32 protein-coding genes are annotated in these 19,654 nt (G+C 42.5%); 2 read left to right on the plus strand and 30 right to left on the minus strand.

All coding sequences use genetic code 11. The annotated features are described in order from the left end of the window. Positions 1-11: 11 nt before the first annotated feature. The 19 genes from AC5ELV_RS07385 to AC5ELV_RS07475 all read right to left on the minus strand — a co-directional run bounded on the left by AC5ELV_RS07385 (position 12) and on the right by AC5ELV_RS07475 (position 13,621). Positions 12-155, minus strand: a complete 144-nt coding sequence (locus tag AC5ELV_RS07385) for a hypothetical protein (protein ID WP_167518779.1) — start codon at positions 153-155, stop codon at positions 12-14. Between the two features lie 142 nt (positions 156-297). Next, entirely contained in the window at positions 298-636 is a 339-nt protein-coding gene (locus AC5ELV_RS07390) for a hypothetical protein (protein WP_493429688.1), read from the minus strand. Between the two features lie 67 nt (positions 637-703). Next, on the minus strand, positions 704-1,492 hold the full coding sequence (locus tag AC5ELV_RS07395) for a hypothetical protein (protein WP_493429689.1): 789 nt from the start codon (positions 1,490-1,492) through the stop codon (positions 704-706). Between the two features lie 44 nt (positions 1,493-1,536). Next, entirely contained in the window at positions 1,537-1,983 is a 447-nt protein-coding gene (locus AC5ELV_RS07400) for a hypothetical protein (RefSeq protein ID WP_493429690.1), read from the minus strand. A 10-nt stretch (positions 1,984-1,993) separates the two neighbouring features. Further along, positions 1,994-2,428 carry a hypothetical protein gene (locus AC5ELV_RS07405; RefSeq protein WP_493429691.1) on the minus strand — a complete coding sequence of 145 codons (435 nt, stop codon included), beginning with the start codon at positions 2,426-2,428 and terminating at the stop codon, positions 1,994-1,996. Continuing rightward, entirely contained in the window at positions 2,425-3,003 is a 579-nt protein-coding gene (locus AC5ELV_RS07410; protein WP_493429692.1) for a hypothetical protein, read from the minus strand. Before AC5ELV_RS07410 ends, AC5ELV_RS07405 begins: the two co-directional genes overlap by 4 nt. Continuing rightward, on the minus strand, positions 3,000-3,575 hold the full coding sequence (locus AC5ELV_RS07415) for a hypothetical protein (protein ID WP_493429693.1): 576 nt from the start codon (positions 3,573-3,575) through the stop codon (positions 3,000-3,002). Before AC5ELV_RS07415 ends, AC5ELV_RS07410 begins: the two co-directional genes overlap by 4 nt. Positions 3,576-3,585: 10 nt before the next feature. Beyond that, complete coding sequence (locus tag AC5ELV_RS07420) at positions 3,586-4,092, minus strand: hypothetical protein (RefSeq protein WP_493429694.1); 507 nt, start codon at positions 4,090-4,092, stop codon at positions 3,586-3,588. A gap of 56 nt (positions 4,093-4,148) precedes the next feature. Next, positions 4,149-4,547 carry a hypothetical protein gene (locus tag AC5ELV_RS07425; protein ID WP_493429695.1) on the minus strand — a complete coding sequence of 133 codons (399 nt, stop codon included), beginning with the start codon at positions 4,545-4,547 and terminating at the stop codon, positions 4,149-4,151. A 67-nt stretch (positions 4,548-4,614) separates the two neighbouring features. After that, on the minus strand, positions 4,615-5,616 hold the full coding sequence (locus AC5ELV_RS07430) for a hypothetical protein (RefSeq protein WP_493429696.1): 1,002 nt from the start codon (positions 5,614-5,616) through the stop codon (positions 4,615-4,617). 3 nt (positions 5,617-5,619) lie between these two features. Beyond that, a complete protein-coding gene (locus tag AC5ELV_RS07435) occupies positions 5,620-6,675 on the minus strand; it encodes a 3-oxoacyl-ACP reductase (RefSeq protein WP_493429697.1) in 1,056 nt (351 codons plus the stop codon). Positions 6,676-6,828: 153 nt separating this feature from the next. Further along, entirely contained in the window at positions 6,829-8,181 is a 1,353-nt protein-coding gene (locus tag AC5ELV_RS07440) for a phage portal protein (RefSeq protein WP_493429698.1), read from the minus strand. A 52-nt stretch (positions 8,182-8,233) separates the two neighbouring features. Further along, entirely contained in the window at positions 8,234-8,440 is a 207-nt protein-coding gene (locus AC5ELV_RS07445; protein WP_418026233.1) for a hypothetical protein, read from the minus strand. Positions 8,441-8,579: 139 nt separating this feature from the next. Further along, complete coding sequence (locus tag AC5ELV_RS07450) at positions 8,580-9,374, minus strand: hypothetical protein (RefSeq protein ID WP_493429699.1); 795 nt, start codon at positions 9,372-9,374, stop codon at positions 8,580-8,582. 96 nt (positions 9,375-9,470) lie between these two features. Next, entirely contained in the window at positions 9,471-10,895 is a 1,425-nt protein-coding gene (locus AC5ELV_RS07455; protein ID WP_493429700.1) for a DEAD/DEAH box helicase family protein, read from the minus strand. Then, positions 10,831-12,120 carry a terminase small subunit gene (locus tag AC5ELV_RS07460; RefSeq protein WP_493429701.1) on the minus strand — a complete coding sequence of 430 codons (1,290 nt, stop codon included), beginning with the start codon at positions 12,118-12,120 and terminating at the stop codon, positions 10,831-10,833. The genes AC5ELV_RS07455 and AC5ELV_RS07460 overlap by 65 nt, the downstream gene beginning before the upstream one ends. A 73-nt stretch (positions 12,121-12,193) precedes the next feature. Beyond that, a complete protein-coding gene (locus tag AC5ELV_RS07465) occupies positions 12,194-12,682 on the minus strand; it encodes a hypothetical protein (RefSeq protein ID WP_493429702.1) in 489 nt (162 codons plus the stop codon). A gap of 148 nt (positions 12,683-12,830) precedes the next feature. After that, positions 12,831-12,971 carry a hypothetical protein gene (locus tag AC5ELV_RS07470; RefSeq protein ID WP_493429703.1) on the minus strand — a complete coding sequence of 47 codons (141 nt, stop codon included), beginning with the start codon at positions 12,969-12,971 and terminating at the stop codon, positions 12,831-12,833. Positions 12,972-12,985: 14 nt separating this feature from the next. Next, a complete protein-coding gene (locus AC5ELV_RS07475) occupies positions 12,986-13,621 on the minus strand; it encodes a DUF4760 domain-containing protein (RefSeq protein ID WP_493429704.1) in 636 nt (211 codons plus the stop codon). A 455-nt stretch (positions 13,622-14,076) separates the two neighbouring features. Between AC5ELV_RS07475 and AC5ELV_RS07480 the strand changes: the two genes are divergently transcribed. Continuing rightward, positions 14,077-14,409, plus strand: coding sequence for a hypothetical protein (locus AC5ELV_RS07480; protein ID WP_493429705.1), 333 nt, complete (start codon positions 14,077-14,079; stop codon positions 14,407-14,409). 79 nt (positions 14,410-14,488) lie between these two features. Here the strand turns inward: AC5ELV_RS07480 and AC5ELV_RS07485 are convergent, their stop codons facing one another. The 3 genes from AC5ELV_RS07485 to AC5ELV_RS07495 form a co-directional block, all read right to left on the minus strand. After that, positions 14,489-14,656: a hypothetical protein gene (locus AC5ELV_RS07485; RefSeq protein WP_493429706.1), complete on the minus strand. Its 168-nt coding sequence runs from the start codon at positions 14,654-14,656 to the stop codon at positions 14,489-14,491. 439 nt (positions 14,657-15,095) lie between these two features. Next, positions 15,096-15,350 carry a hypothetical protein gene (locus tag AC5ELV_RS07490; protein WP_493429707.1) on the minus strand — a complete coding sequence of 85 codons (255 nt, stop codon included), beginning with the start codon at positions 15,348-15,350 and terminating at the stop codon, positions 15,096-15,098. 131 nt (positions 15,351-15,481) lie between these two features. Then, on the minus strand, positions 15,482-16,123 hold the full coding sequence (locus AC5ELV_RS07495; RefSeq protein WP_493429708.1) for a hypothetical protein: 642 nt from the start codon (positions 16,121-16,123) through the stop codon (positions 15,482-15,484). A gap of 133 nt (positions 16,124-16,256) precedes the next feature. Here AC5ELV_RS07495 and AC5ELV_RS07500 point away from each other — a divergent pair, with 133 nt between their 5' ends. Further along, positions 16,257-16,574 carry a hypothetical protein gene (locus AC5ELV_RS07500; protein WP_322252884.1) on the plus strand — a complete coding sequence of 106 codons (318 nt, stop codon included), beginning with the start codon at positions 16,257-16,259 and terminating at the stop codon, positions 16,572-16,574. Positions 16,575-16,754: 180 nt separating this feature from the next. Here AC5ELV_RS07500 and AC5ELV_RS07505 read toward each other — a convergent pair whose 3' ends face one another. The 8 genes from AC5ELV_RS07505 to AC5ELV_RS07540 form a co-directional block, all read right to left on the minus strand. After that, positions 16,755-16,916 (minus strand): hypothetical protein, encoded by a 162-nt coding sequence (locus tag AC5ELV_RS07505; protein WP_493429709.1) that lies wholly within the window; start codon positions 16,914-16,916, stop codon positions 16,755-16,757. Between the two features lie 282 nt (positions 16,917-17,198). After that, entirely contained in the window at positions 17,199-17,555 is a 357-nt protein-coding gene (locus AC5ELV_RS07510) for a hypothetical protein (RefSeq protein WP_493429710.1), read from the minus strand. Between the two features lie 54 nt (positions 17,556-17,609). Continuing rightward, the gene (locus AC5ELV_RS07515) at positions 17,610-18,128 is read right to left on the minus strand and encodes a hypothetical protein (protein WP_493429711.1); all 519 of its coding nucleotides are present in this window, start codon (positions 18,126-18,128) and stop codon (positions 17,610-17,612) included. Then, entirely contained in the window at positions 18,121-18,426 is a 306-nt protein-coding gene (locus AC5ELV_RS07520; protein WP_493429712.1) for a hypothetical protein, read from the minus strand. The genes AC5ELV_RS07515 and AC5ELV_RS07520 overlap by 8 nt, the downstream gene beginning before the upstream one ends. Further along, a complete protein-coding gene (locus AC5ELV_RS07525) occupies positions 18,423-18,653 on the minus strand; it encodes a hypothetical protein (RefSeq protein ID WP_493429713.1) in 231 nt (76 codons plus the stop codon). Before AC5ELV_RS07525 ends, AC5ELV_RS07520 begins: the two co-directional genes overlap by 4 nt. Further along, positions 18,650-19,093 (minus strand): YopX family protein, encoded by a 444-nt coding sequence (locus AC5ELV_RS07530; RefSeq protein WP_493429714.1) that lies wholly within the window; start codon positions 19,091-19,093, stop codon positions 18,650-18,652. Before AC5ELV_RS07530 ends, AC5ELV_RS07525 begins: the two co-directional genes overlap by 4 nt. A gap of 60 nt (positions 19,094-19,153) precedes the next feature. Then, the gene (locus tag AC5ELV_RS07535; RefSeq protein WP_493429715.1) at positions 19,154-19,375 is read right to left on the minus strand and encodes a hypothetical protein; all 222 of its coding nucleotides are present in this window, start codon (positions 19,373-19,375) and stop codon (positions 19,154-19,156) included. A gap of 32 nt (positions 19,376-19,407) precedes the next feature. Continuing rightward, on the minus strand, positions 19,408-19,617 hold the full coding sequence (locus tag AC5ELV_RS07540; RefSeq protein WP_493429716.1) for a hypothetical protein: 210 nt from the start codon (positions 19,615-19,617) through the stop codon (positions 19,408-19,410). Positions 19,618-19,654 lie beyond the last annotated feature (37 nt).

A 19,654-nucleotide genomic window follows, 5' to 3' on the forward strand; every position in this document is an offset into this window, starting at 1 on the left:
TGCCTCTTAATTTACTTGGCGAAGAAACCAAGATCAGATAACGTCTTGACCTTCTTCGGCTTTTTGTTTTCCACATTGCCACCGTGAAGAATGATTTCAAATTCCCGGTTTCTGTTCTTAGCTTTCATTAAAGCTCTGATTTTCGGAATAGTCATATCAGGCCACTCCGAATCAGAAATACCATTACTCACGCATAAAGCCCAAAGTTCTAACCAGTCCGTTTCATGATCATCCTCAGCAGGATTAGACTCCTCCTGCTCATCTTCATCATCTGACTCTTCATCTGGAGGAAACGACTCAGAATAGAAATCGATCTAACAAATCATCCAGTACTGCAATACCGCCCTGGTCAATCAGTTCGTACTCTTTTTCCGTTATTTCCTCAACCAGCACGAGATTAAACACCTTTTTGTAAGTTTCCTCCACTTTAGGCCAGTCAACTGCTTCACGTTCTTCAGTAGCATCCCATTTTTTTCGGCCTATCGAAAAGGAAAACTTGTGTGCTACACCGTCCATTTCTTCACGTACCTGCCGGATCAATGCAATGGTCCCGATCTTCACATGTTTTTTGATACCCTCTGCTAACCGAATTTCTGAACCGATATTAAGTGTCTTATCCAGCTGTTTGTCTGTCATTAAATTTTCCTCCTCAATGTATGTAACCCCCAACCTGATTCGGCAGAGGGTTGGGTTTAATTGTTGGTTAGATACCAAAAATGATTTCTACTGCATATCCGTTAGGATTCTCTGGCGTGATATCCGGTTCCATAATCTCCAGTGCCAATGTGTTAGTGGTTGGCTTTTTGCGTTCTTGGGACACATCCAAAGTCCCGCCCCCAAGAGCCTTCCAAATAGTGAGCTGGCAAGGGACTTCTTTGCCGTTCCGATCATCGGTTAAGGAAAAACGATGTACCAGTTTAAATGGTTTCGGACGACGTTTACCACTTAAGCTACTTCTTGTAGCATTCTCCTTTGACCATTTGAACGTAACGGTAATTAACTTCCCTTCATTTGCAACATCAGATGTAATTTTTCCATCAGCTGTAATTACGTACTGTTCTGCTGTTGGAGTGGAAGCAACACGAGTCAGTTCAGTAAGTTCTCCTGTGTCAGTGTCTTTTAAGTAAACGCGGTCACTCTTATCAACAAAGGTTCCATTATACTTCGTCGGAGCCTTTAATTTATAGCCATCAGTAACGGTCAAAAATCCTTGCTCTACCTCATCAAATTGAACTGTGCCTTTTTCTGATTCAGCCCCTTGAGACAACTCAGCCAAAATATCAGAGTAACGAGGAACCTCCATAGAGGCTTTATCCCCTAAATCCTTAGCAGTATAGTGGAATGCATACCCACTATCGCCGCCCATTACTTTGTCCCAATCAAACTGCAATTGCAAAGTTACTTTAGTGATTTTATCATCAAGAAACTTGAGCCTTCCGCCTTCTTCATAAACCTGCGCTGACCCCACACCATCAAATACTAAAGGTTGCATATAGTTTCATCCTCCTTATGTGTGAACACAAAAAAATGGTCAGCTTATTTGACCAGTTCCCATAAACGCTTATCAATTTCTGCAATACGACTGTACTCTTTGGTTAACTTGTAACCCTGTTTTGGATTCCAGACTCCCATGATACCCAATCCTTTAGCAACCGCGATTTTTTCAGCAATCAGCGTTTCCCACTCGGTAGGTTCTGGTTTAGGAGGATTGGGTTGAGTCCAATTCAATTCGGCTTCATAAGTTGCACCAGCAAGAGTAACAACATTAAATTTGTACTTCTTGGTTGCATTTGCTTCGCTAAACCATAGAGTTTCCTGATCATCCGGTTCAATTTTAACCCCATCTTTTTCAATACTGGATACGTTGGTTTTAGCCAAAGAAACTCGCTTTTGTGCTGAATCCAGCAGCTCATATTCAACGTGGTTAACACCATTGTGATCACCGGATCTCCCGGTTGCTTTCCATACAGCTGCTTCTGCCATTCTGCTCACCTCAATTCATTCTCAAGTAATCAACATCGAAAATTGCTTTGTACCCCTTAGCCCCTTGGATGCCAGTAGCAAAATCTGAGTCATAGGACAGCACACAAAGATAGGACATAAACCCCTGTGCAAACAACCTTTTTTCGTGCAAGGTTTTGAATGCTCTTTCAAATAGAAGCTTTGCTTCATACGCTGTCTTACCGTAAAAGTCGATACAGAACTTGCCTTCGAACACCAGTGGATTAGTGGCATATCGTCCCGGCATGACATATTGGCAGATATGTGGAACTGTATCCTTAGAAACCGTTATCTCAGGCTCCATGCCTTTCGTAAATCGCTTTACGACATCAGCAGAGGATGATGAAGGAGTAAGCTTCAGCATGCTCATAAGTTCCGAATCTTCTTTCAATGCATTCTGAACAGCATCAATAAGTTGTAGGCTCACTCCCGTACCTCCTTGAAGTATCTGTGATACGGAAACTCAGTTATGACACGGCTAATGCTATCCAAAATACGTTTCCGGTTGGACTGGATTGCAATACGCAGGAAGTAGGTCGGCGGTGTGGCTCTGAATGAAGGATCAATGTCACCACGTTCCGCCAACTCCTCCAAGTCCACTCCAGCATAGCCCCCGCCAGATTCCTTCATAGTGCCGTCAATTGCCCGGTACTTTCCACGGGAACGACCTACAATAATATGATCACCTTTGGACCTCAGGCGGTTCCACGCTTCGCTGTTCATGTAGGTTATTAGACCGGGGTTTTGGCTGCTGTCTGCCATCTTGGAGCCTTTACCGAATTGTTCAAGCCACGCCTGCCAATAGTCAGCTGTGATATCTCCTGAAATCATCTGATTCGCAAGAACAAACATATGCATTTCCAAGTGGTCCCGAACTGCCGGATAGTACCGGATACCGCTTTTAGCCGTAAGCATGACCAGCTTTGTTAGTCCAGTAATTTCAACAGCCAGCTTATTCTCCAAATCCTTTGCGGCCCGCACTGCATCATACCCAGTAATCATCGGCGGTCCTCAGAAAGCTGTATGTGCAACAGATTAGGATACTTGATCCTATCTACCACATCTACCTGGTATGTCTTCCCGCCCATTACAATCCGGTCAGGCGCGGATAGACTTGAGTCTTGAGGGTCTCTTACATCGACTGTCGTCTGTAACTGCAAGGTAAACACAGTACTCGGCAGCAAGCCCGGCTCCTGTTGTCGCAATTGTGCTGTGACATACAGTGCAGAACAAACAACATCAGCAGCGACCGATGTAAATTCAGCAGCGCCCACCGGATTATCATTTGCATCGTAAGCTTGTTGGTATCTTTGCACCTCTACCACCGCATTTGTTTTAACTAAAGAACAGTAGTTGTCTTGATCTACTGTTTTTCTTAAGGTAAGAACCAAGAACGTGTCCTCTGTCTGCACCAAAGAACCACGATTAATGAGTGATTCAGGCGAGAATACACCGTTATAGACGTATTCTTTGCCTATTACAGTCGTCGCTTTGGTTTCCCTTGATAGAATCACTACATCTTCGTTTCCATCCACCACACACGGCGTATGGCGGTGTGAGAACTCATAGAACAACTTTCATCACCTACCTAAATGACCTATGTTCAAACTCAGACAGAAGATCGGCTATTTCTGGCGTAATCATGCTGTTGCCAAAGTATTCAATGCTGTAATCGAAGTCCTTTTTGGATTTCACATTTGAATTTGGATTAGCAGCAAGTTGTCCGATGATTAGGCCACAGGCCACCTTGACCTTATCAGGTATCGTCTCCCAACCGCTGGTATACGTCACTTCCAATTCTGCATAAGCTGAACCAAAAGGAGAGAAGCCACACCATACAGTGCCAATATCCTTGTCGATATCAATGGTGCTGGTGTCAGTGATTATTTCGAATCCTGGCGGACCAAAGAAATTGCCCAACAATCCCTGCTTCGGCCTCCCCTTAACTTCCTTTACTTCTACAACAGGATAATAGGACAAATGGCCTCGCTGCTGATCCGTAAGAGGTATCCGTTCAGTATAAGATTTGACTCCAATCTCACGCCTGCACCTTCCGTCGATTATGGCAGATGCTCGTGTTATCAGCGGCATAGTTAGTTTGACTCCTAAAGGAACAACATCAGTATCCGTTAATTCTAGATACTGACTCATTCTACATAGCCAGCATCAGCAAGCTCGTCTGCCAGTTCATCCGGTAACTGCGCTTCGCCATCCACGAAGTTAACGACCCCATTTTTAAAGTGAATCGTGTGAGCGCCCTTGCGCTGGCTTGGTGTACCGCGAAGCGTAACTTTTCGGACTGCCGGAATCCTAGCAGCTAGAAAAGAACTGCGCGCATCATTCAGCACTGTTGTTTGAGCATCGAACTGGCTCGGTTCTGTTCCTTCAGCGCCAACCAATATCTCTGCCGCTGTAACAGCCTCCTTGAATGCATCTGCCGATTGTTGAGGATATTGTCCTCCACTTTCACCAATCTCAGCCTGCGCTAACAATGCTGCGCTTTCAGCAATCGCATCTTTTAACTTGTCCAGATTCGATTTCGCCAACTGAATCATCTCCTCTCAAAATGAAAAGAGACGGTCATACCAACCGCCTCTTCGACTTTAAAACCTATTAGGATACCGCCGTAATAGTTGGGCGTTCAATGGTGCCGTATGCATGAGCGTAGCCTGGACCTTTGGCTACTGGAGCGCCATATTTGATGCCAACGTACTGTTCTTGCAGACTTGACGTTGTACCCAACTGGAAGAGGTAGATGCCCTTTTCTCCAACGTAGTGATACTCAATCATCGGCTCTGTCACGATGGCAATTCCGTAGTCAGTGTTTGTCGCCGTTTTTGCATTAACTGCCGAAGGGATAAACGGCTCTGGGATGATCGGCAGCAGACCTGCGGCTGTCATGATAGCTAACACTTCTAAGCCAGCAACCGTTGTTTTCTTGAGGTTGCTAATTTGCGTTTCATTGTTGGCAGCATTGCGTTCTTCTTCTTCGAGATAATGATGAGCAATTGGATGAATGTAAATAGCTGTTGGCATAAGCTCATACAATTCACTCGCTACCATAGCAGCTACCTTCGCCCGGATAGCAGACACGATTGATGCAGTTGCCCCAACTGTGAAAGTGTTCGTAATCTGACTTGCAAGTCCTACATATTGTAGAGTTGTCGGTACAGCCAAGCCAGTGTCATTGCCCCTCCAAAGTGCTTTACCATGCGTAAGTCCAATAGCATTTAGCATGTCATTCAGATCCTTGGCTTTCAATTCAGGAAAGTTGTTTTGTTGCTGGCCCAACGTTACGTCATAATGTCCAAAGTTGACTTGGTTCGTCAGCGCTTTGATCTTCACACCATGTGGCGTACGTTGATTGCTAGATGATGTCGCTGAGGGGTTACGCGGATCAACGAACTCACCACCATTTACAGTGTTTTGTTCGTAGTACGTCGAAATGTCACCTGTAGCTGGTACATAATTCAAACGTCCGTCCAGAATGGATGTACGGCGCAATACGTCCGTAATCTCTTTTTGAAAGTCGTCAGTAATAATTGCGCCTGGCCCCTGAAACTGAGCTGCCGCAGCAACCGAAACAAATTGAGCTACTCCAACACGGTTATTCATGTATTACACACTCTCCTTTTCGGCAAATTGTGCTTTTGCCTGCATTTTAAGTTTGAAAGATTCGGAAGTTGAAAGATTAAGAGCATCGACAGAAGCACAGAAGGTTTTGTAATCATTCACTTCCGCTCCGGCTGCAAGATTGGCATTACTGCCATACTTGGACAATAATGCGGACGCGCTGAATGTTTTGCGTTCCGGCTCTGCTGGAGGCGCACCCGCCGCTTTCAATTCTTTCAATTCTTTTTCTAAAGCGTCTGCTTTATCTTGAGCGGCCTTCAGGTCGGCAGCGGCTTGTTCTTCAGCGGTCTTTTGTTCAGCCTCTTCGTTCGACGCTTTAATGCTAGTGATATCTGTTTTAATTACTCCCACCTCTGTGACCACGCTTTGCACACTCGCAGTGATAGCAGTCATACCGTCTTGTAATGCCTTCATAGAGTCTTCCATCGCTTTGATTTGTTCCGGTGTCATATCAACATCCTCCTTGTTCTGTTTCGTATTACGAGCAGCAAAGCTCGTTGTTTTATAGGCAGCGGCCTCGGCGAACAAGATAGCTGCTCCTGTACCGCAAAACTCAATTACATCCAACACATCTTCAATATCCGTTGCATCCTGTACAGCGGCTTCCATTTCGAGCGACGCGCCAAATTGGTATTCGCTCCAGTTGTACTCAGCTGCCAGCCCATTGTAGTAACGAATAGTCGCAACCACATCAGGAAAATCCTTTGCGTAAATGTATCCATCAATCCATGCATACCCATCAAGTGAACGGTAAGCCTTATCAATCACAGCGACTTTAAATCGCGGATCATGGTCCGCCATACCGTTGGCATAGTCAATATTCAAGGCCATACCTACGAAGGTTTGAAGATATTGGTCGCAAACACTCGATGAAATACGAATACGTTTCCCTCCAGCCCCATGAGGTGAGCCGTCACTAGGTTGGTCAACAGCGAAAAGAGCGCATTTGAAAGGAACTTTGTTTGGATGACCTCCTTCATCGGACAACTTGAAGTCCTGAACGCGCATCCGCTGGTTGCTCATTTTCAACGTTTTAAGCATTTAGATTCTCACCTCCCTCCGCTAAACATTTGCTGCCTGCGCTCCGCCCTGTTCCTTGGCACAGGGACAGACCTCAAATAAGTCAGCTTCACAATCCTGCCGACGAACTTCGTCAACACGTCCTCACCGCCTTTCAGGGCAAAATAAAAACACCTACTCTTCAGCGGTGTCAGTTTCATCGTCTTCTGTTTTGTCTTTGTTTGGCGGATCATCTTCGGGAAGCTTACTTAACAGCTTGTCCTTCTCCCCTTGTATTTCTTCCTGAGTTTTATTCAGATCAATAGCCGACGTGCTGCCTGACTGTAATATTACTTCACCATGTTTATTAGGCAATGCTTTACGCGCCAGACCATCACGTACTTCATCTGGTGTCACAGTTCTTCGGTCAAGGTAAATCGCGTCAATGTCAGCCCTAAGCTTCTGATCCTTAAGTGACGCAGCATAGTGGAACTTAAACTCAATTACGCCGCCCAGCTTAAAAATGCCATCAATTATGTGATTGTTGATATGCTCCACGATGTTTTCCGCAATAGACTTGACCGTTTCATTCGTATCGTCGTCCTCACTGTCCGCCGTTGAACGGTTCACATCCTTTGTTTGCCCCAGCTTCTTCGGTGATATGTCAAAGGCGATAGCAACAATCTCAATTAAGAACCGTTGCCACTCAAGAAATAACGCCTTATCATCCGTAGCCCCCAAATCCAGTACACTTGGATTCTCTCCTCCTATGATAGGGTTAAGACCACGGCCCAGCACTTCATTTTCCCAATACGCACGGAAAGCAGCTATTGCTTTGGCATCAGAATTCCTTCCAAGGTTGATGAGTTTCCTGATAACAGTATTCGAAGCTTGTTTTCCAGCTGATCGGTGCGCGGATATAAAACTTTCAACTGATTCCCAAACCGTTTCGAGCGGCGAAAGTCCGAATGGTGTGTTAGTTCTCGGATTCATCCGTATATACATCAGGTCAGAAGACTTTAAATGAACATATTGCCCGTGAACCCGCTGTGCATAGCGATATGAATTCTCTTTCCCATCCCAATCAGGATACAAATCAACAGAGAAAGAATCTACAGGGTACATCCTAAACGGCCTGAGAGGGTCACCAGCTTTCAATACTTCCGATGAACCCGCACTACATACAAGCATATCCTCGACTATTTGCTCAATCCATGAACGGAATGAGTCGCCGGGGTTCGGCTTTAGTAATGATCGCTCAATAACTTTGCATATCTCTCTATATTTTTCTGTATCGTTCTCGTCGATAGCAGCTACGGACCAGTTCAGCTTTGTGATTCCGTTCTTGATAACGTTAATTGCTCTGCGTGGAATCGGGGATTCCGATAACGTTCGTAAGTTGGTCGGCGTTCTCTTCGGCGCTGGCTGGTTACTCCCCTTACTCATCATGATACCAAACGGGAATGGGTAGCTTTCCGTCTGTCGTTCAGGTTCGTTCTTCGGCCTTCCCGCCGCTAGCCAGTTAATTAGCCACTGTCTTACACCCAAGTCTGTACCTCCTTTCCTTGTAGACTTCTATGAAACAAGAATAACATCTGATTTATTCGTCCTTGCTTCGGATTTTTGCTTGTACGCATGCGTAAGCATCTACATAGCATACGGCAATCAGGCATTCAGCAGGAAGACCTTCAAAGCCTCCAGTCGCATAAACTTCGTCACGATTAAGATTGTACGCAATAAATGATTGATCTCTTTTTTCTCTCCATTTTTCTAATGCAAGGTCAACAAATTCAGAAACTTCATCCATGTCATTCAACCCTCCAGATATAAAAATAGAAGGCAGGAAAATTTTCCTGACCTTCTGCATTCGTTCATATTTCTATGTCTAAATAATATCATTGAGTTATTACGGTGTTACTACGGATTTACAGGTTGTATTTAAAGCATTAGATATTGTTAAGATTTTTGTTTCTATACAAATATAATTTACAATCAATCCATTCATTTATTAAATTTTTAGTAGCTAGCACTATTTCATGGTATGTGGGTTTCGCCTTATTAAACACCTCACCATTCTTAACTCCATGTCTAGACATGAATCCAGACCCGTCTCTAGTATTGATATAGTGGCTTAAGCCATCTCTTGTAAAAATTTTTATTGCATCCTGTAACTTAGTGCTATCAACATCTTCTTCTTTGATATTTTGAGAGAAATCATATTTAATGGTATCCAATACTCTAAAACAATTAATAAAAGTATAAAGTGGATCACTATTGAAAGTAGAAAAGAGAAGAATATTCTCTCTTACTAAATCATCAAAAAAAGCTAGTTCTATGATCCCTTCTGACCTTTTAGAAAACTTAAGCTCGTGTGAATCAAACACCTTGAAGTCAAAAGGATTCATTAACTCCTCAAGTTCTTTATTTAAATCTTTTTCAACGTACGCCTTTCTCCAATCAGTATCATCTGTAGAATAAAAAAGTTCACCCACTTGTATTGCACTAAAATTAGAGCCATTAGAAGCAGAGAGTTCTAAGGAAGCATTTAACATTCGCAAAAAACTCTTTAAACGATAAGAAGCTCTTGTGCTCTCTGATTCTGGCAAAGAATCTGCATGGATAGATCTTAAGTAAAATGTCTCATGTTCAGAAAAGTCAGTTACAGGGAAAATCGAATAATGTCTTGATCCCGTCTGAGCCAAAGAATAAGAAAAAGCGGAATATACTTTCAAATACCACATTATTACTCCTCCAATACATCTAACACTAGAACAACATAATAACTAATATAATCTAATATTTAAGTGGTAACAAGGAAGGGATACGGCATTTAATTATCATCCAAATGAAAAACTTGCCTTCAATTCAATATTCGCAAATGACAAAACAAAGGCATCTGCTCTATCAGGAGACTGCAACCCTCTTTTTTTCATATCCTCTTTACGTTCTAAGAATATCTTTCCATTACTCCCCATACGCCATTTCCTTGATGTGAGCTGTGTTATCAGTTTCTCATCATCTGGCAATTGCAATTCACCTGGCTTGCCGAGCACATAGTTACTCATATTAGCCTCAAGCATTTCCTTTACGTGTCCCCATTGCTCCGCCCCGAGATTGCCGTAATGACCATCTTCTGCTGCTGATCCATTGTTAACTGGAATGATGGTGTAGCCTAAACTTTTCTCCTCATTAATCTCATTCAATCTATCTGTTACAGCTCCCCCTATTCCACTATCATCAATTCTTATTTCTACTTCATCCACCTCTGAATGTTCGGCCTTCACATCATCAACCAGGCGCAATACCCATCCTGTGGTTGTCATAGTGTCCTGCTTATGGTGGAAATGAGTTCTTACTACCTTTCCGCCCATTCGTGCGTACATGGTTGTCTCATCGTCTCCAAAACGTGCAACGTCAACGCCGACAAATAACTTTGTTCCAGAAGGTTCAATTTTAACGTCATCTTTGGCAAATTCAGCAGCTTCCAGAGAGATGAATGTATCAGATTCACCACGGGGAAACTCGCCTTCTACACGGACGCGCCATACATCGCTGCCTTCACCATACTTCCGCTTGAGCATAGCGATATTATCCTTGCTTGTTCTCGGACTGTCCAAACAGGATACCTTGCGCGTTTTATAATCAGCTCTGTCCTTATTGTGTGAATCATAAAAAACACCCGACGTTTTCGTCGGGTTGCCACACATCAATATTTTATTGAACTCACCCGACAACGTACCTAAAATGGCTTCCATGATTGGATCAGCAACACCCGATGCCTCATCCACAATAAATAGCATGTAGTCCTCGTGAAAGCCTTGCATATTCTCAGGCTTGGTAGCTGTACGAGCTGTAGCGAACCAGCGTTCCTCATAGTTCTTCATGTAGATTTTGGTTTTAGTCCATTTAAGGATTCTTTTCAGCACTGGGCTTTTGGACTGCCATTTATTTATCTCAGCCCATAACACGTCATGTAGCTGCTGTCTTGTAGGAGCTGTACAAATCACTTTTGGATAAGGGAAGCAGGACAGAAACCAAAGGGCTGTTGCAGCTTCCAGCCCAGTTTTTCCTACGCCTTGACCTGAACGTACTGAAACGCGCGGATTATTGGCTAAATCCATTAGAGTGCTTGCCTGCCAATCATCAGGATAGAACTTAAGCATCTCTTGGCAAAACAATGTGGGATTCTTACGATACTCAGGAATCCGTTTCTTGAATGCTTGAAATCTCCGTTTCGTCTCCGGTGAGTCCTTCATCTTCATTACCTACCACCGCCTCTACCCAATCATCAATTAGATCGTCTTCTGTATTGCCTTCACCCGTGACCTTTGCTCTTTCAAGTTCAAGTTTCTCACGCTGCATCTTAAGTTTTTCGTCTTCAATCATCCGTTTATGTTTATCTGGCAACAAATCCATATATTTAGTCAGCACGTCCAATGCCTTTGTTTTGTCGTGTAGCTTTACACTCACTCCATCCTTACCCTGCTTGACTTCTGAAACCAGAGTTCCATCAATTTCATCGCTGTTTTTAAAAGAGACATAATTGTATCTGTACTTCTTCGTTTCTCCAGTGTCAGGATCAAACACGGGATCTCCTTCTAAGCCAAGAACATCCTCTTCCTTTTGACCGAATTCCACGTAGTCCGTTATGTCTGCAAAAGCAATTTTCATGTACTCCATTAGAACGCGCTGAGCATTTAAACCAACCCCATCCATCAGGGATTCGTTATAATTCTGTATCGCAGCCTTAATTTCAGGTTTCCTCAATAATTCCCATCCAATTGAATATGCTGTTTTCTTACTATATCCAGCAGCCATTGCCGCCCTTGTCGCGTTGAAATCTCTGAGGTATTCCATTATGAAGATCCGCTGTTTCGGCGTTAACCCCTCTTCGTCTGGAATTTCCGGCTCCGGCTTCTCCTCGATTACTGGAACGTTCTTTTTTGTTTTGGAACGCTCCATATCATTAGAGCGTTCCGGTATTTTTTTCGGAACGTTCCGTATTTCTGGAGCAGCGACTTTTAGCCCTTTAGCGAGTGCGTCTACTGTAAGCGGGGTAGCATATACCTCTCTTGGCTTATCACCTTGATATGTACCAACGAATTTACGCCGCTCCATTTCATCAATCAGTCGGGCCGCTCTGCTATAACCTATCCTCATTCTTCGCTGCAATAAAGAAACCGAGGCTTGTTTGGCCTCGGCTACAATTTGGACAGCTTTTAGAAAAAGCTCATCAGGATATGATGTTGTATCTTCATCTTCCTTTGGAGGTTCCTTTTTTTGATCAGTTTCACCTTCATCGGAATGTTCCGTATGTTTCACTTCTCCAGCAATTAAACTCTCCCACTTATCTTTTGCCTTCCATCCTCTTACCGTACCTTCAGATACACTAAGTTGAGAGGCTATATCTGTGAGACGTATATTGCCGGAACTGGATTTGTATAATTCAAATGCTTCGTCCCGTTTCGGATCTCTCTTTCGTCCCATATCTTATTATTCACCCCTTTTGATAATGTATCTGAAGCTAAGGAAAAGTTTCCTGACATACAAAAGAAGCCGCCTATTGGCGACCACGAAATTTTTCATTTTCAGGCGGTTTGGGCTTGAGCCATTCACCTTGTTCATTGATGAACGCATCTTTGTAGCGGCCTGATTCCAACTGTCTTATTATATCCTCTTCTTTAGCAACCAGTATTTTAGCAAGCTGATTAACAGTATAGTATTCACTACTTTTGTAGTCTAACTGTATAGGAACCGCCATTTCGTACAGCACGTCCAGAAATTCAGTAAACGTCAACTTGCCCATATTACTGATCCCCGAATAATAAGACGGTTTATAGTTAGCAAATTCTAGGAATGATTTTCCTTGAAACTCTTTTGCCAGGGCGTTACTAAGCCGTACGCTCATGAGATTATCGAATCGTGTTTTGAAGGTCATTTCTTCCATTTTAGCGTATTTTGCTTTGAATGCGATTATTTTTATAAGAGGCAAGTCTTTGCGATTACCCTCTTTCAAACGCATTCTAAATTGTTCACGATCCATTATCATCGGCTGTACCATCCTCTAAGGTGTGTTTGACCGACATTTTACAGTATGTTTCTTATAATCGTAAACAGCTATTAAGACACACATCGGAATCGAACCACTATTTACCTGTCACATCGCAAATAAAAAAGCACCTGTTAGGGCGCTTTTGTTATGCCGGATATTGTATAGTATCGTTATCTTTCATCGTGATAAAGTCAAGTATTGGATATTCTATTTTAGCTTCCTTTGCATTTTTTAAAAGTATTTCCTTTAATTCATCAAAAGACTTTTTCATTAGTTCTTCTTTCACAACAATCCTCTCCTTTACATTCCAATGGATGGAGAACTTTTGTAATCTGATCCGTATTTTCTTATCTTATCCTCTGTTTCAGACATTTGCAACTGTAACTTTTCCACTTCAATTCTTTTAGACCACTTACGATACAATGAAACAAGGTTCTTGTATGGTATACCAGAGGATCTAAAATGAGATATCCAGAGATGATTTTGTCTTATGAAACTGCAAAACACCTCTGATGAAGGTGTGAACAACAAATCCTCATCAGTAATTCTACTTTCAATAACAGCACTGTAGAACTCCAACTGATTCAATATTGTAACAATACCCAATTTGTGTTTTACTATTAGATCAGCCACGATTTCTTTAGTAAAATCGTTCTGATTAACTTTGAAATCAAGGTTAAATAGGTGCTCATCATTGGCTGGAACCTTAATTTCTTCAGCAACACTATCCCTAAATATTGAGGTTGCAGGAATTATTTCCTTCTGAAAATAAGCAAGGTATTCAATACTTTTTTCTGCAGCTGCCCTCTTATTCCTGACAAACAAATCCTCTTTCATTAGTCTCAATTGTTTTGCAGCAAGAAACACACTAATCACTAGGACTGTTCCAGCTATGTAATAACCAACCTCAATTATTTCTTTAATGATAGCCCACATGAATTTTCTCTCCCCTTACTTATAATATAATTCGACATCAGTCGGATTTATCCTTCCCAATGTGGCAAAATGGTACAATAAAATCTACTACAGATTTGTCTACCTTCCTAATTTACCTCATATACACCCTTAGCATTTGATCGGCTCTTTGGCTTACAAACACAATACATGGGAATTATTATATTTTCGTTCCATCTTTCGCTCGCGGAGCCTCTGAGTGGACTTATATCATCTCCTTACGACACAACAATTCGACACTAAGGAAGGATATTCCTTTTTATGCGCCGAAAGTATTAGTGCGAAAGGAGGTGTTTATATTGTATATACTGGAAGATATCTGGGACGGCGTCTACGAACGGATAGTTAAGCCCCTTTTAAAGAACGTTGCTGCTGTAGCCATTGGGCTATCACTTTTAACTGCCATATTTTATTATTTCTCATAAGGGAGGACACCTATGACAACATATTTTGTTGTTGGTACAAAGCAATTTACTAGTGAACTGCAAACAAAGCTCATGGCATTATCAAATAATGAGTTGAAAACTCCGCGTCCGTACACTCAGGAACTTGAACTTTTAATGTTTTCAAATACTCGAAGCAGCACTCCTGGTAAAAAAGACTTGGAATCGCGTTTCGGCGAATACTACCAGTTTATTCTGTTAAACAAACATGCGAAGAATTTACTGATAGACTACAAAGTTCCTTTAGAACTGCTTGGAACTGTAGAATATGAAGATCCAATTAATGCTGGTTTTAGCCTGCTAATCCGAAATTCAAGATTTATCTAACGAAATAGTGCCTGCGGACTCGAACGCACGTTATCCATTGAACACTGTAAAATCCCCGGAGATAAACCGGGGATAAGTGCTACTGCAGTTCTCGAACTACCTTAGCAATGTGAGCCGGAATAGCTATACCGTCATGCTCGGTCAATGAACCGTCTGCATGCAACGTAATAGCTAATTGGTCGTACTCACCATCATTACGTGGCACAGCTGGATAACCATAGGTAGTAGGTCCGCTATAGCCAGCCACTTTACCTGTCTTACTTTCCTTTTTAGCTTCTGCCTCTGTAGATTAGATATGGAAGATACCGTTTTTGTCCAAATAACCAAATCCACCATTTCGTACTGCGCTTGCTTCTGCTGGCATATTGTTTCCTCCTGTACATAGAAAAAAGCGTCGGTTTCCCGTCGCTCTCTCACTTATATTAGTTGCGCCCTAACCCTCCGTCATGCGCTTGCCACTGCCGCCCCCTTATACTTGCGGTATGGTTCCCAACGGGAATTCTTTCACAGCGATTACCGTCAATCGCTATAGTCCGCATTACGTGCGGAACAATCTGCCGCCCTTATTGATGGGGTATTATGACCCTCTTTACGGCTGTTCGAATTAGTTGTAGTTAGGTTCGATGCGGGCGAGGCGTATATCACGGCCTTGCGTCTATTCCGCCACCACGTTTAAATCTTAACGATTACAGAAGTTGATCAGCTAGTGTTTTAAGGCCACTTGGTACAGCAATTTGTTTACCATCATGTTCATTTCCGTTTACATAAGCTGTGTCTTTGTCTACATAGTAGACTACACCTTCGCCCCCGATAACTGGAAAGCCACTTTCGTCGTAATCCAGATTTGTACCTACATACTTGCCATGCTTGGCTGCTTCACTTTCCAACGGATGAAGATGTAAAATACCTGTGTTGTCCAAGTAAGCGTAACTATGTGCCATGTTTATTGCCTCCTAGAATGGATTTGATTTGTTCCTGAATAAAGTGTAAAGCCTTTCTACTCCGTGCCTACTACGGATTTGAATTAGTTTTCACAATAAATAAAGACCGCAAAGGCTTCAGCCCTTACGGTCTAATTTACTTCTGGCATTCTAAGTCCAATTTCGCCTTCCTGGTTTCGTCCCCGTCCATAGTCGATGGTGACAAAATCCAACGTCCGGTTGATCTTTAAACTGTTCGCTATGTTCGCGATAGCCCTACGCCGCTTATCTGCAAATGTTGTTTCTGAAATACTCGGAATATCACTGCGATATCCATTTTTCATGTACTGTTGAGCTTTGAGATATTTCATCCCATCCAGAAAGAGCAGTTTTGAAATGAGTCCTTCATGCTTATCGCGCATATTGTTTATTGCAAACTTAACGTTGTTCGTAATGAATTGATAGAATTTGTAGTTAATGTGGCGCTGATCCTTCAATATAACGGCATTAGCGGTCACGTCTGCTGTTAATTCTTGTCCCGAAACTCGCTTGGCAACCGATCCTTCCGCAGATAGCAAATCATACGCCGCCATTCCGTTTTCAATCTGCTGGAGTGAATATTCATAGTTTTTGATCACATCTACTAAATCGGTGTATTTGTTCAGCAGCCACTTGGTTTTTCTGATATCGTCCTTTTGGATATCGTCGAAAAAGTTTACCTGGACTATTTTTTGTGTATCAGTAGACTCATCTTCAAGACTATTTACTATACATATTTGATTATCATTCATCATTTATCATTCCTTTATATAATGTGATAATTTGGTGAAATCGTTATTTCTGGTAGTTAAATGTAAATAAAAACACTATAATAACCTTACACCATAGTTTGCACACAAAGATAAACAAACTAAGGAGGCTTTACTTTTGAAAAAATCTATTATTACTTTGGCTGTTGGCGCAGTTCTTCTTGGGACATTGTCTGTACCGTCTTTAGGTTTTGCAGAACAAACCAAAACTTCAGCAAACATCTCTTCTGGAACATCACATGCTCACTTAGAGAACGCAAAATGGGTCACTGGTATCAAAGGTGTGGCGGTCACAGAGTTTTTGAAAGTGTTGGCTCCAACTTCGATAATGTACAGACAAGGAGACTATGAAGGAGAAATTTATAGATATAGTTGGCGCCAAAAAAACAAAAATGAAGTATACCCATTATATCAAGGCCTTATTTATCACAGATAATAAAGTCAACCTTAAAGTAAGCACTTTTCTCATAAGTGCTTACTTTTTTTCATTGTTGTTATCTGCTATATTTTATACTCACCTCGCTTGGCGCCACTCTCTGTATAAGGATATACCTATCTATACTGACTACACCCACATATAACAGTAATGCGCATAATATAGAGGTATAGGCTCTTATCATGGGGTGTTCTCCCTGCGTAAATAATCATTAACGCTAGAACGGTAGAACTTGTACCCTTTTTTACTCATAATAGCTACATGAACGTCATCCTGATAGAATGATCCATGATTACGGTGCAGATACCGGATAATTAGTCTGCGAATCATAGTTTGGATCATCAGCGTTTCCCCCAATAGGTGGATGACATGCACAGGATAATAAACATAATAGTCACCCATAAAATGTTTCTATCCATGAACTCCCATATAGTCATAGCTTTTGAGCTGCTTTAGTTCCACATGCTGGGCTGCAATATTGGCCCTGTGTAATAGTTGGTTTGTTGCACATGGGGCATTTATGTGGAGACATATTCTCAACGTACCATTTTCTTTTTTCGACTTTATCCATTCTCATATATCCTCCCTTAGTGGGTGTAGGTAACACCTACACCCTGTATTGGTTTAATCCTTACTGGATAATGTTAAATAGGCAGCCTCTGCCCTCTGGCATGGGCTGGCGTTAAGTAAAAATGCTATATTAATTTCATCCCACCCAGAATCTTTATCTCGTTTAAATTCGTAACATGCCTCATACAAGCTATTTACATAGGCTACTCGATCCAACTCTATAGCCTTTGCCTGTACCTCCAGAGAGGCGGCAGCATCATTGCAGTAGTTTGGTGTTAATTTATCCGCAGGAAAGCCTGTAAGCTCCGCTAAAGCTACGTTAAGCTGCTGGTCTGTCATTTCTTGCGGATTGCTCGGCTTACAACTGTCCAGTAGCCTACGTATTGATAACTTTCCATGACCTTCTAGCATATCTATCATCCTTCCAACGCTTCTTCATAGTGCAGGAGCGTATTGTATTGGTGGTTACTCCCCTAATGCCTTCATTCTCTGTTCTTCGCGCAATTTCTCAACCGCCAACAAAACATCTTCTATATCATCGGTGCCAAGTGTTGAACAATCTCTATCGTCATAGCCTATTTCCAGCTTGATCATATGGAGATAATCAAAATCTAGGACATGATCTCCTGTTCCTCCGGTTTCACGTGGGAATGTCTCCAACCCTTTCATTTGCTCGGTGAGCAGGGCTATTTTCCGGTCCCTCTCTGCCAACTGGTCCACTAACTCGACAACTTTGGCAAAATGCATATTGCTGGTTACGCAGGTTTCGCGCATGCTTCTGACTGCCACCTCGCGTGACTCACAAGCGGCCCTGTTTCCTTCCTGTAGTTCCTTTACCTGCTGCTGGAGTGAGTCTACCAGGGCAAGAACCTCGCTGATTACCTGTTGCGGATTTGCTGGGTTTTTGCCATTGCGAGTCCACATCCCATCCTTGTCCAATTTTAGTACGCGCCCGGATGGTAGCTTATATGTCCGTTCACTCACCTTTACCGCCTCCTTGGGAAGCAGATTGTCCAAATATCTGATCGTGATGACCTGTCGTTTCTTCCAGATGTAGGTATGCGTAAATCATACCCATAGCATCTTTTATTTCCACCTTAATTCTATTGACCCAATCCTTGTACAGCTCGGGTTCAAGTAGCCCGTCACGCACCATGCCGGATACAACGTCGATCTTGGCTAAATGGTCCCTAATCTCTATAGCAGCCATTTTTGATTGGTTACGGGCGTACTGAGTGATATTCAATTCACCGTCGATTGCTTCGATATTCGGCTTTTTCATGACTGTGCATCCTCCCCTATCCGTGTAAATCCAATGATATTCCCTTCTGGATTTTTGATCAGAATACCCACATATTCGTCGTCAATGCGCTCTTTTTCAGCCGCCGTTTCACATTCGAAGACTTGCGCGTTAAGCAACAAATCAGTGTAGCCATCGTCGCTCTGATCCACCTTTACAAAATTATGTTTTCCATTTGATGAATCACGGACAAGTATATATTGGCTCATTCCTTGTTCCCTCCTTGGGGCTGTAGCAGCTCCGGGTTATCGTGTATGTTGCCTAAAACTACCGCATTTTCGTTTTCGAAATAGAGCAAAGTAGTTCCGAACGGATGGTGACCTATCAATTCGGCGTAAAATCCACCTTTCTTGTAAGTCACCTTGTAATGTCGCTTAACTATCTCGCCAGACATAGGGTTTTTGTAGCTTCCGTCCAAAATATCATCTTCATAAATGTCCTCGCCTTCCCGATCACGCAAACCAGTGAACCGTAACCAGACTACATCCATTTCCCAGTCCCAACCGTCTTCATCTTGGCGAGAATTGTCTGACAAGAATAATCCTCCTCTTGAAGCGATTTTTATTTCAAAGTTGTCATCCAACTCAGGACCGAGCATCACTTTATCTTCTTTATCCCACCATTTGAACTTAATTTTTGTATCACTCATTTATCCATTCACTCTCCTTATATATAGGGGTATAGGGTAAGAGGCTGTTATGCCTCATCCTCATTCTGGCTCGTGTAATACTTCGCGGCGGTATGCACTTACAACAAAGCTTTCTTTAACCACACCAGCTCGAATCATTGCATTTACGTCATTTTCTCCATCACCAAACCATTCCTTGGCTTTATCAATGATAGAGGCACATGCAGGACACCCTTCGCCCGATGAATGAATACCAACGTAATCATCGGCCCACGATTTACAATATCCATGGTTACATATCATGTTATATCTCCTTTATAGGTAGTAGGCCGGGACTATTTAAGAACACCGAATCTATCTGCCGTCTTTTCTAAATGCTTTATAAATCCGTGTAGCGTTACGGTTTTAGAATCCCGTCCACAATTTGAGATGTAAATAAAAAGCTCTGCCCCGACTTCATTGCTAAAATCAGCTTGCATTTCCTCTGCATCCGCTTTTTCATACCAATCTTGCAGACGTTTTATAGTTGGTGAATAGTAATCCATCTGTATATCTCTCCCTTGATATATAGGTAGTAGGGGG

This window comes from Paenibacillus sp. NMA1017, from assembly GCF_058895805.1.

What these genes read in the sequence shown, in the direction of transcription:
- AC5ELV_RS07385 (WP_167518779.1), bottom strand. Translation starts at nt 155, where the DNA reads ATGACTATTCCGAAAATCAGAGCTTTAATGAAAGCTAAGAACAGAAAC.
- AC5ELV_RS07390 (WP_493429688.1), bottom strand. Translation starts at nt 636, where the DNA reads ATGACAGACAAACAGCTGGATAAGACACTTAATATCGGTTCAGAAATT.
- AC5ELV_RS07395 (WP_493429689.1), bottom strand. Translation starts at nt 1,492, where the DNA reads ATGCAACCTTTAGTATTTGATGGTGTGGGGTCAGCGCAGGTTTATGAA.
- AC5ELV_RS07400 (WP_493429690.1), bottom strand. Translation starts at nt 1,983, where the DNA reads ATGGCAGAAGCAGCTGTATGGAAAGCAACCGGGAGATCCGGTGATCAC.
- AC5ELV_RS07410 (WP_493429692.1), bottom strand. Translation starts at nt 3,003, where the DNA reads ATGATTACTGGGTATGATGCAGTGCGGGCCGCAAAGGATTTGGAGAAT.
- AC5ELV_RS07420 (WP_493429694.1), bottom strand. Translation starts at nt 4,092, where the DNA reads ATGCCGCTGATAACACGAGCATCTGCCATAATCGACGGAAGGTGCAGG.
- AC5ELV_RS07430 (WP_493429696.1), bottom strand. Translation starts at nt 5,616, where the DNA reads ATGAATAACCGTGTTGGAGTAGCTCAATTTGTTTCGGTTGCTGCGGCA.
- AC5ELV_RS07435 (WP_493429697.1), bottom strand. Translation starts at nt 6,675, where the DNA reads ATGCTTAAAACGTTGAAAATGAGCAACCAGCGGATGCGCGTTCAGGAC.
- AC5ELV_RS07445 (WP_418026233.1), bottom strand. Translation starts at nt 8,440, where the DNA reads ATGGATGAAGTTTCTGAATTTGTTGACCTTGCATTAGAAAAATGGAGA.
- AC5ELV_RS07450 (WP_493429699.1), bottom strand. Translation starts at nt 9,374, where the DNA reads ATGTGGTATTTGAAAGTATATTCCGCTTTTTCTTATTCTTTGGCTCAG.
- AC5ELV_RS07455 (WP_493429700.1), bottom strand. Translation starts at nt 10,895, where the DNA reads ATGAAGATGAAGGACTCACCGGAGACGAAACGGAGATTTCAAGCATTC.
- AC5ELV_RS07460 (WP_493429701.1), bottom strand. Translation starts at nt 12,120, where the DNA reads ATGGGACGAAAGAGAGATCCGAAACGGGACGAAGCATTTGAATTATAC.
- AC5ELV_RS07465 (WP_493429702.1), bottom strand. Translation starts at nt 12,682, where the DNA reads ATGATAATGGATCGTGAACAATTTAGAATGCGTTTGAAAGAGGGTAAT.
- AC5ELV_RS07475 (WP_493429704.1), bottom strand. Translation starts at nt 13,621, where the DNA reads ATGTGGGCTATCATTAAAGAAATAATTGAGGTTGGTTATTACATAGCT.
- AC5ELV_RS07480 (WP_493429705.1), top strand. Translation starts at nt 14,077, where the DNA reads ATGACAACATATTTTGTTGTTGGTACAAAGCAATTTACTAGTGAACTG.
- AC5ELV_RS07490 (WP_493429707.1), bottom strand. Translation starts at nt 15,350, where the DNA reads ATGGCACATAGTTACGCTTACTTGGACAACACAGGTATTTTACATCTT.
- AC5ELV_RS07495 (WP_493429708.1), bottom strand. Translation starts at nt 16,123, where the DNA reads ATGATGAATGATAATCAAATATGTATAGTAAATAGTCTTGAAGATGAG.
- AC5ELV_RS07505 (WP_493429709.1), bottom strand. Translation starts at nt 16,916, where the DNA reads ATGATCCAAACTATGATTCGCAGACTAATTATCCGGTATCTGCACCGT.
- AC5ELV_RS07510 (WP_493429710.1), bottom strand. Translation starts at nt 17,555, where the DNA reads ATGCTAGAAGGTCATGGAAAGTTATCAATACGTAGGCTACTGGACAGT.
- AC5ELV_RS07520 (WP_493429712.1), bottom strand. Translation starts at nt 18,426, where the DNA reads ATGAAAAAGCCGAATATCGAAGCAATCGACGGTGAATTGAATATCACT.
- AC5ELV_RS07525 (WP_493429713.1), bottom strand. Translation starts at nt 18,653, where the DNA reads ATGAGCCAATATATACTTGTCCGTGATTCATCAAATGGAAAACATAAT.
- AC5ELV_RS07530 (WP_493429714.1), bottom strand. Translation starts at nt 19,093, where the DNA reads ATGAGTGATACAAAAATTAAGTTCAAATGGTGGGATAAAGAAGATAAA.
- AC5ELV_RS07535 (WP_493429715.1), bottom strand. Translation starts at nt 19,375, where the DNA reads ATGATATGTAACCATGGATATTGTAAATCGTGGGCCGATGATTACGTT.
- AC5ELV_RS07540 (WP_493429716.1), bottom strand. Translation starts at nt 19,617, where the DNA reads ATGGATTACTATTCACCAACTATAAAACGTCTGCAAGATTGGTATGAA.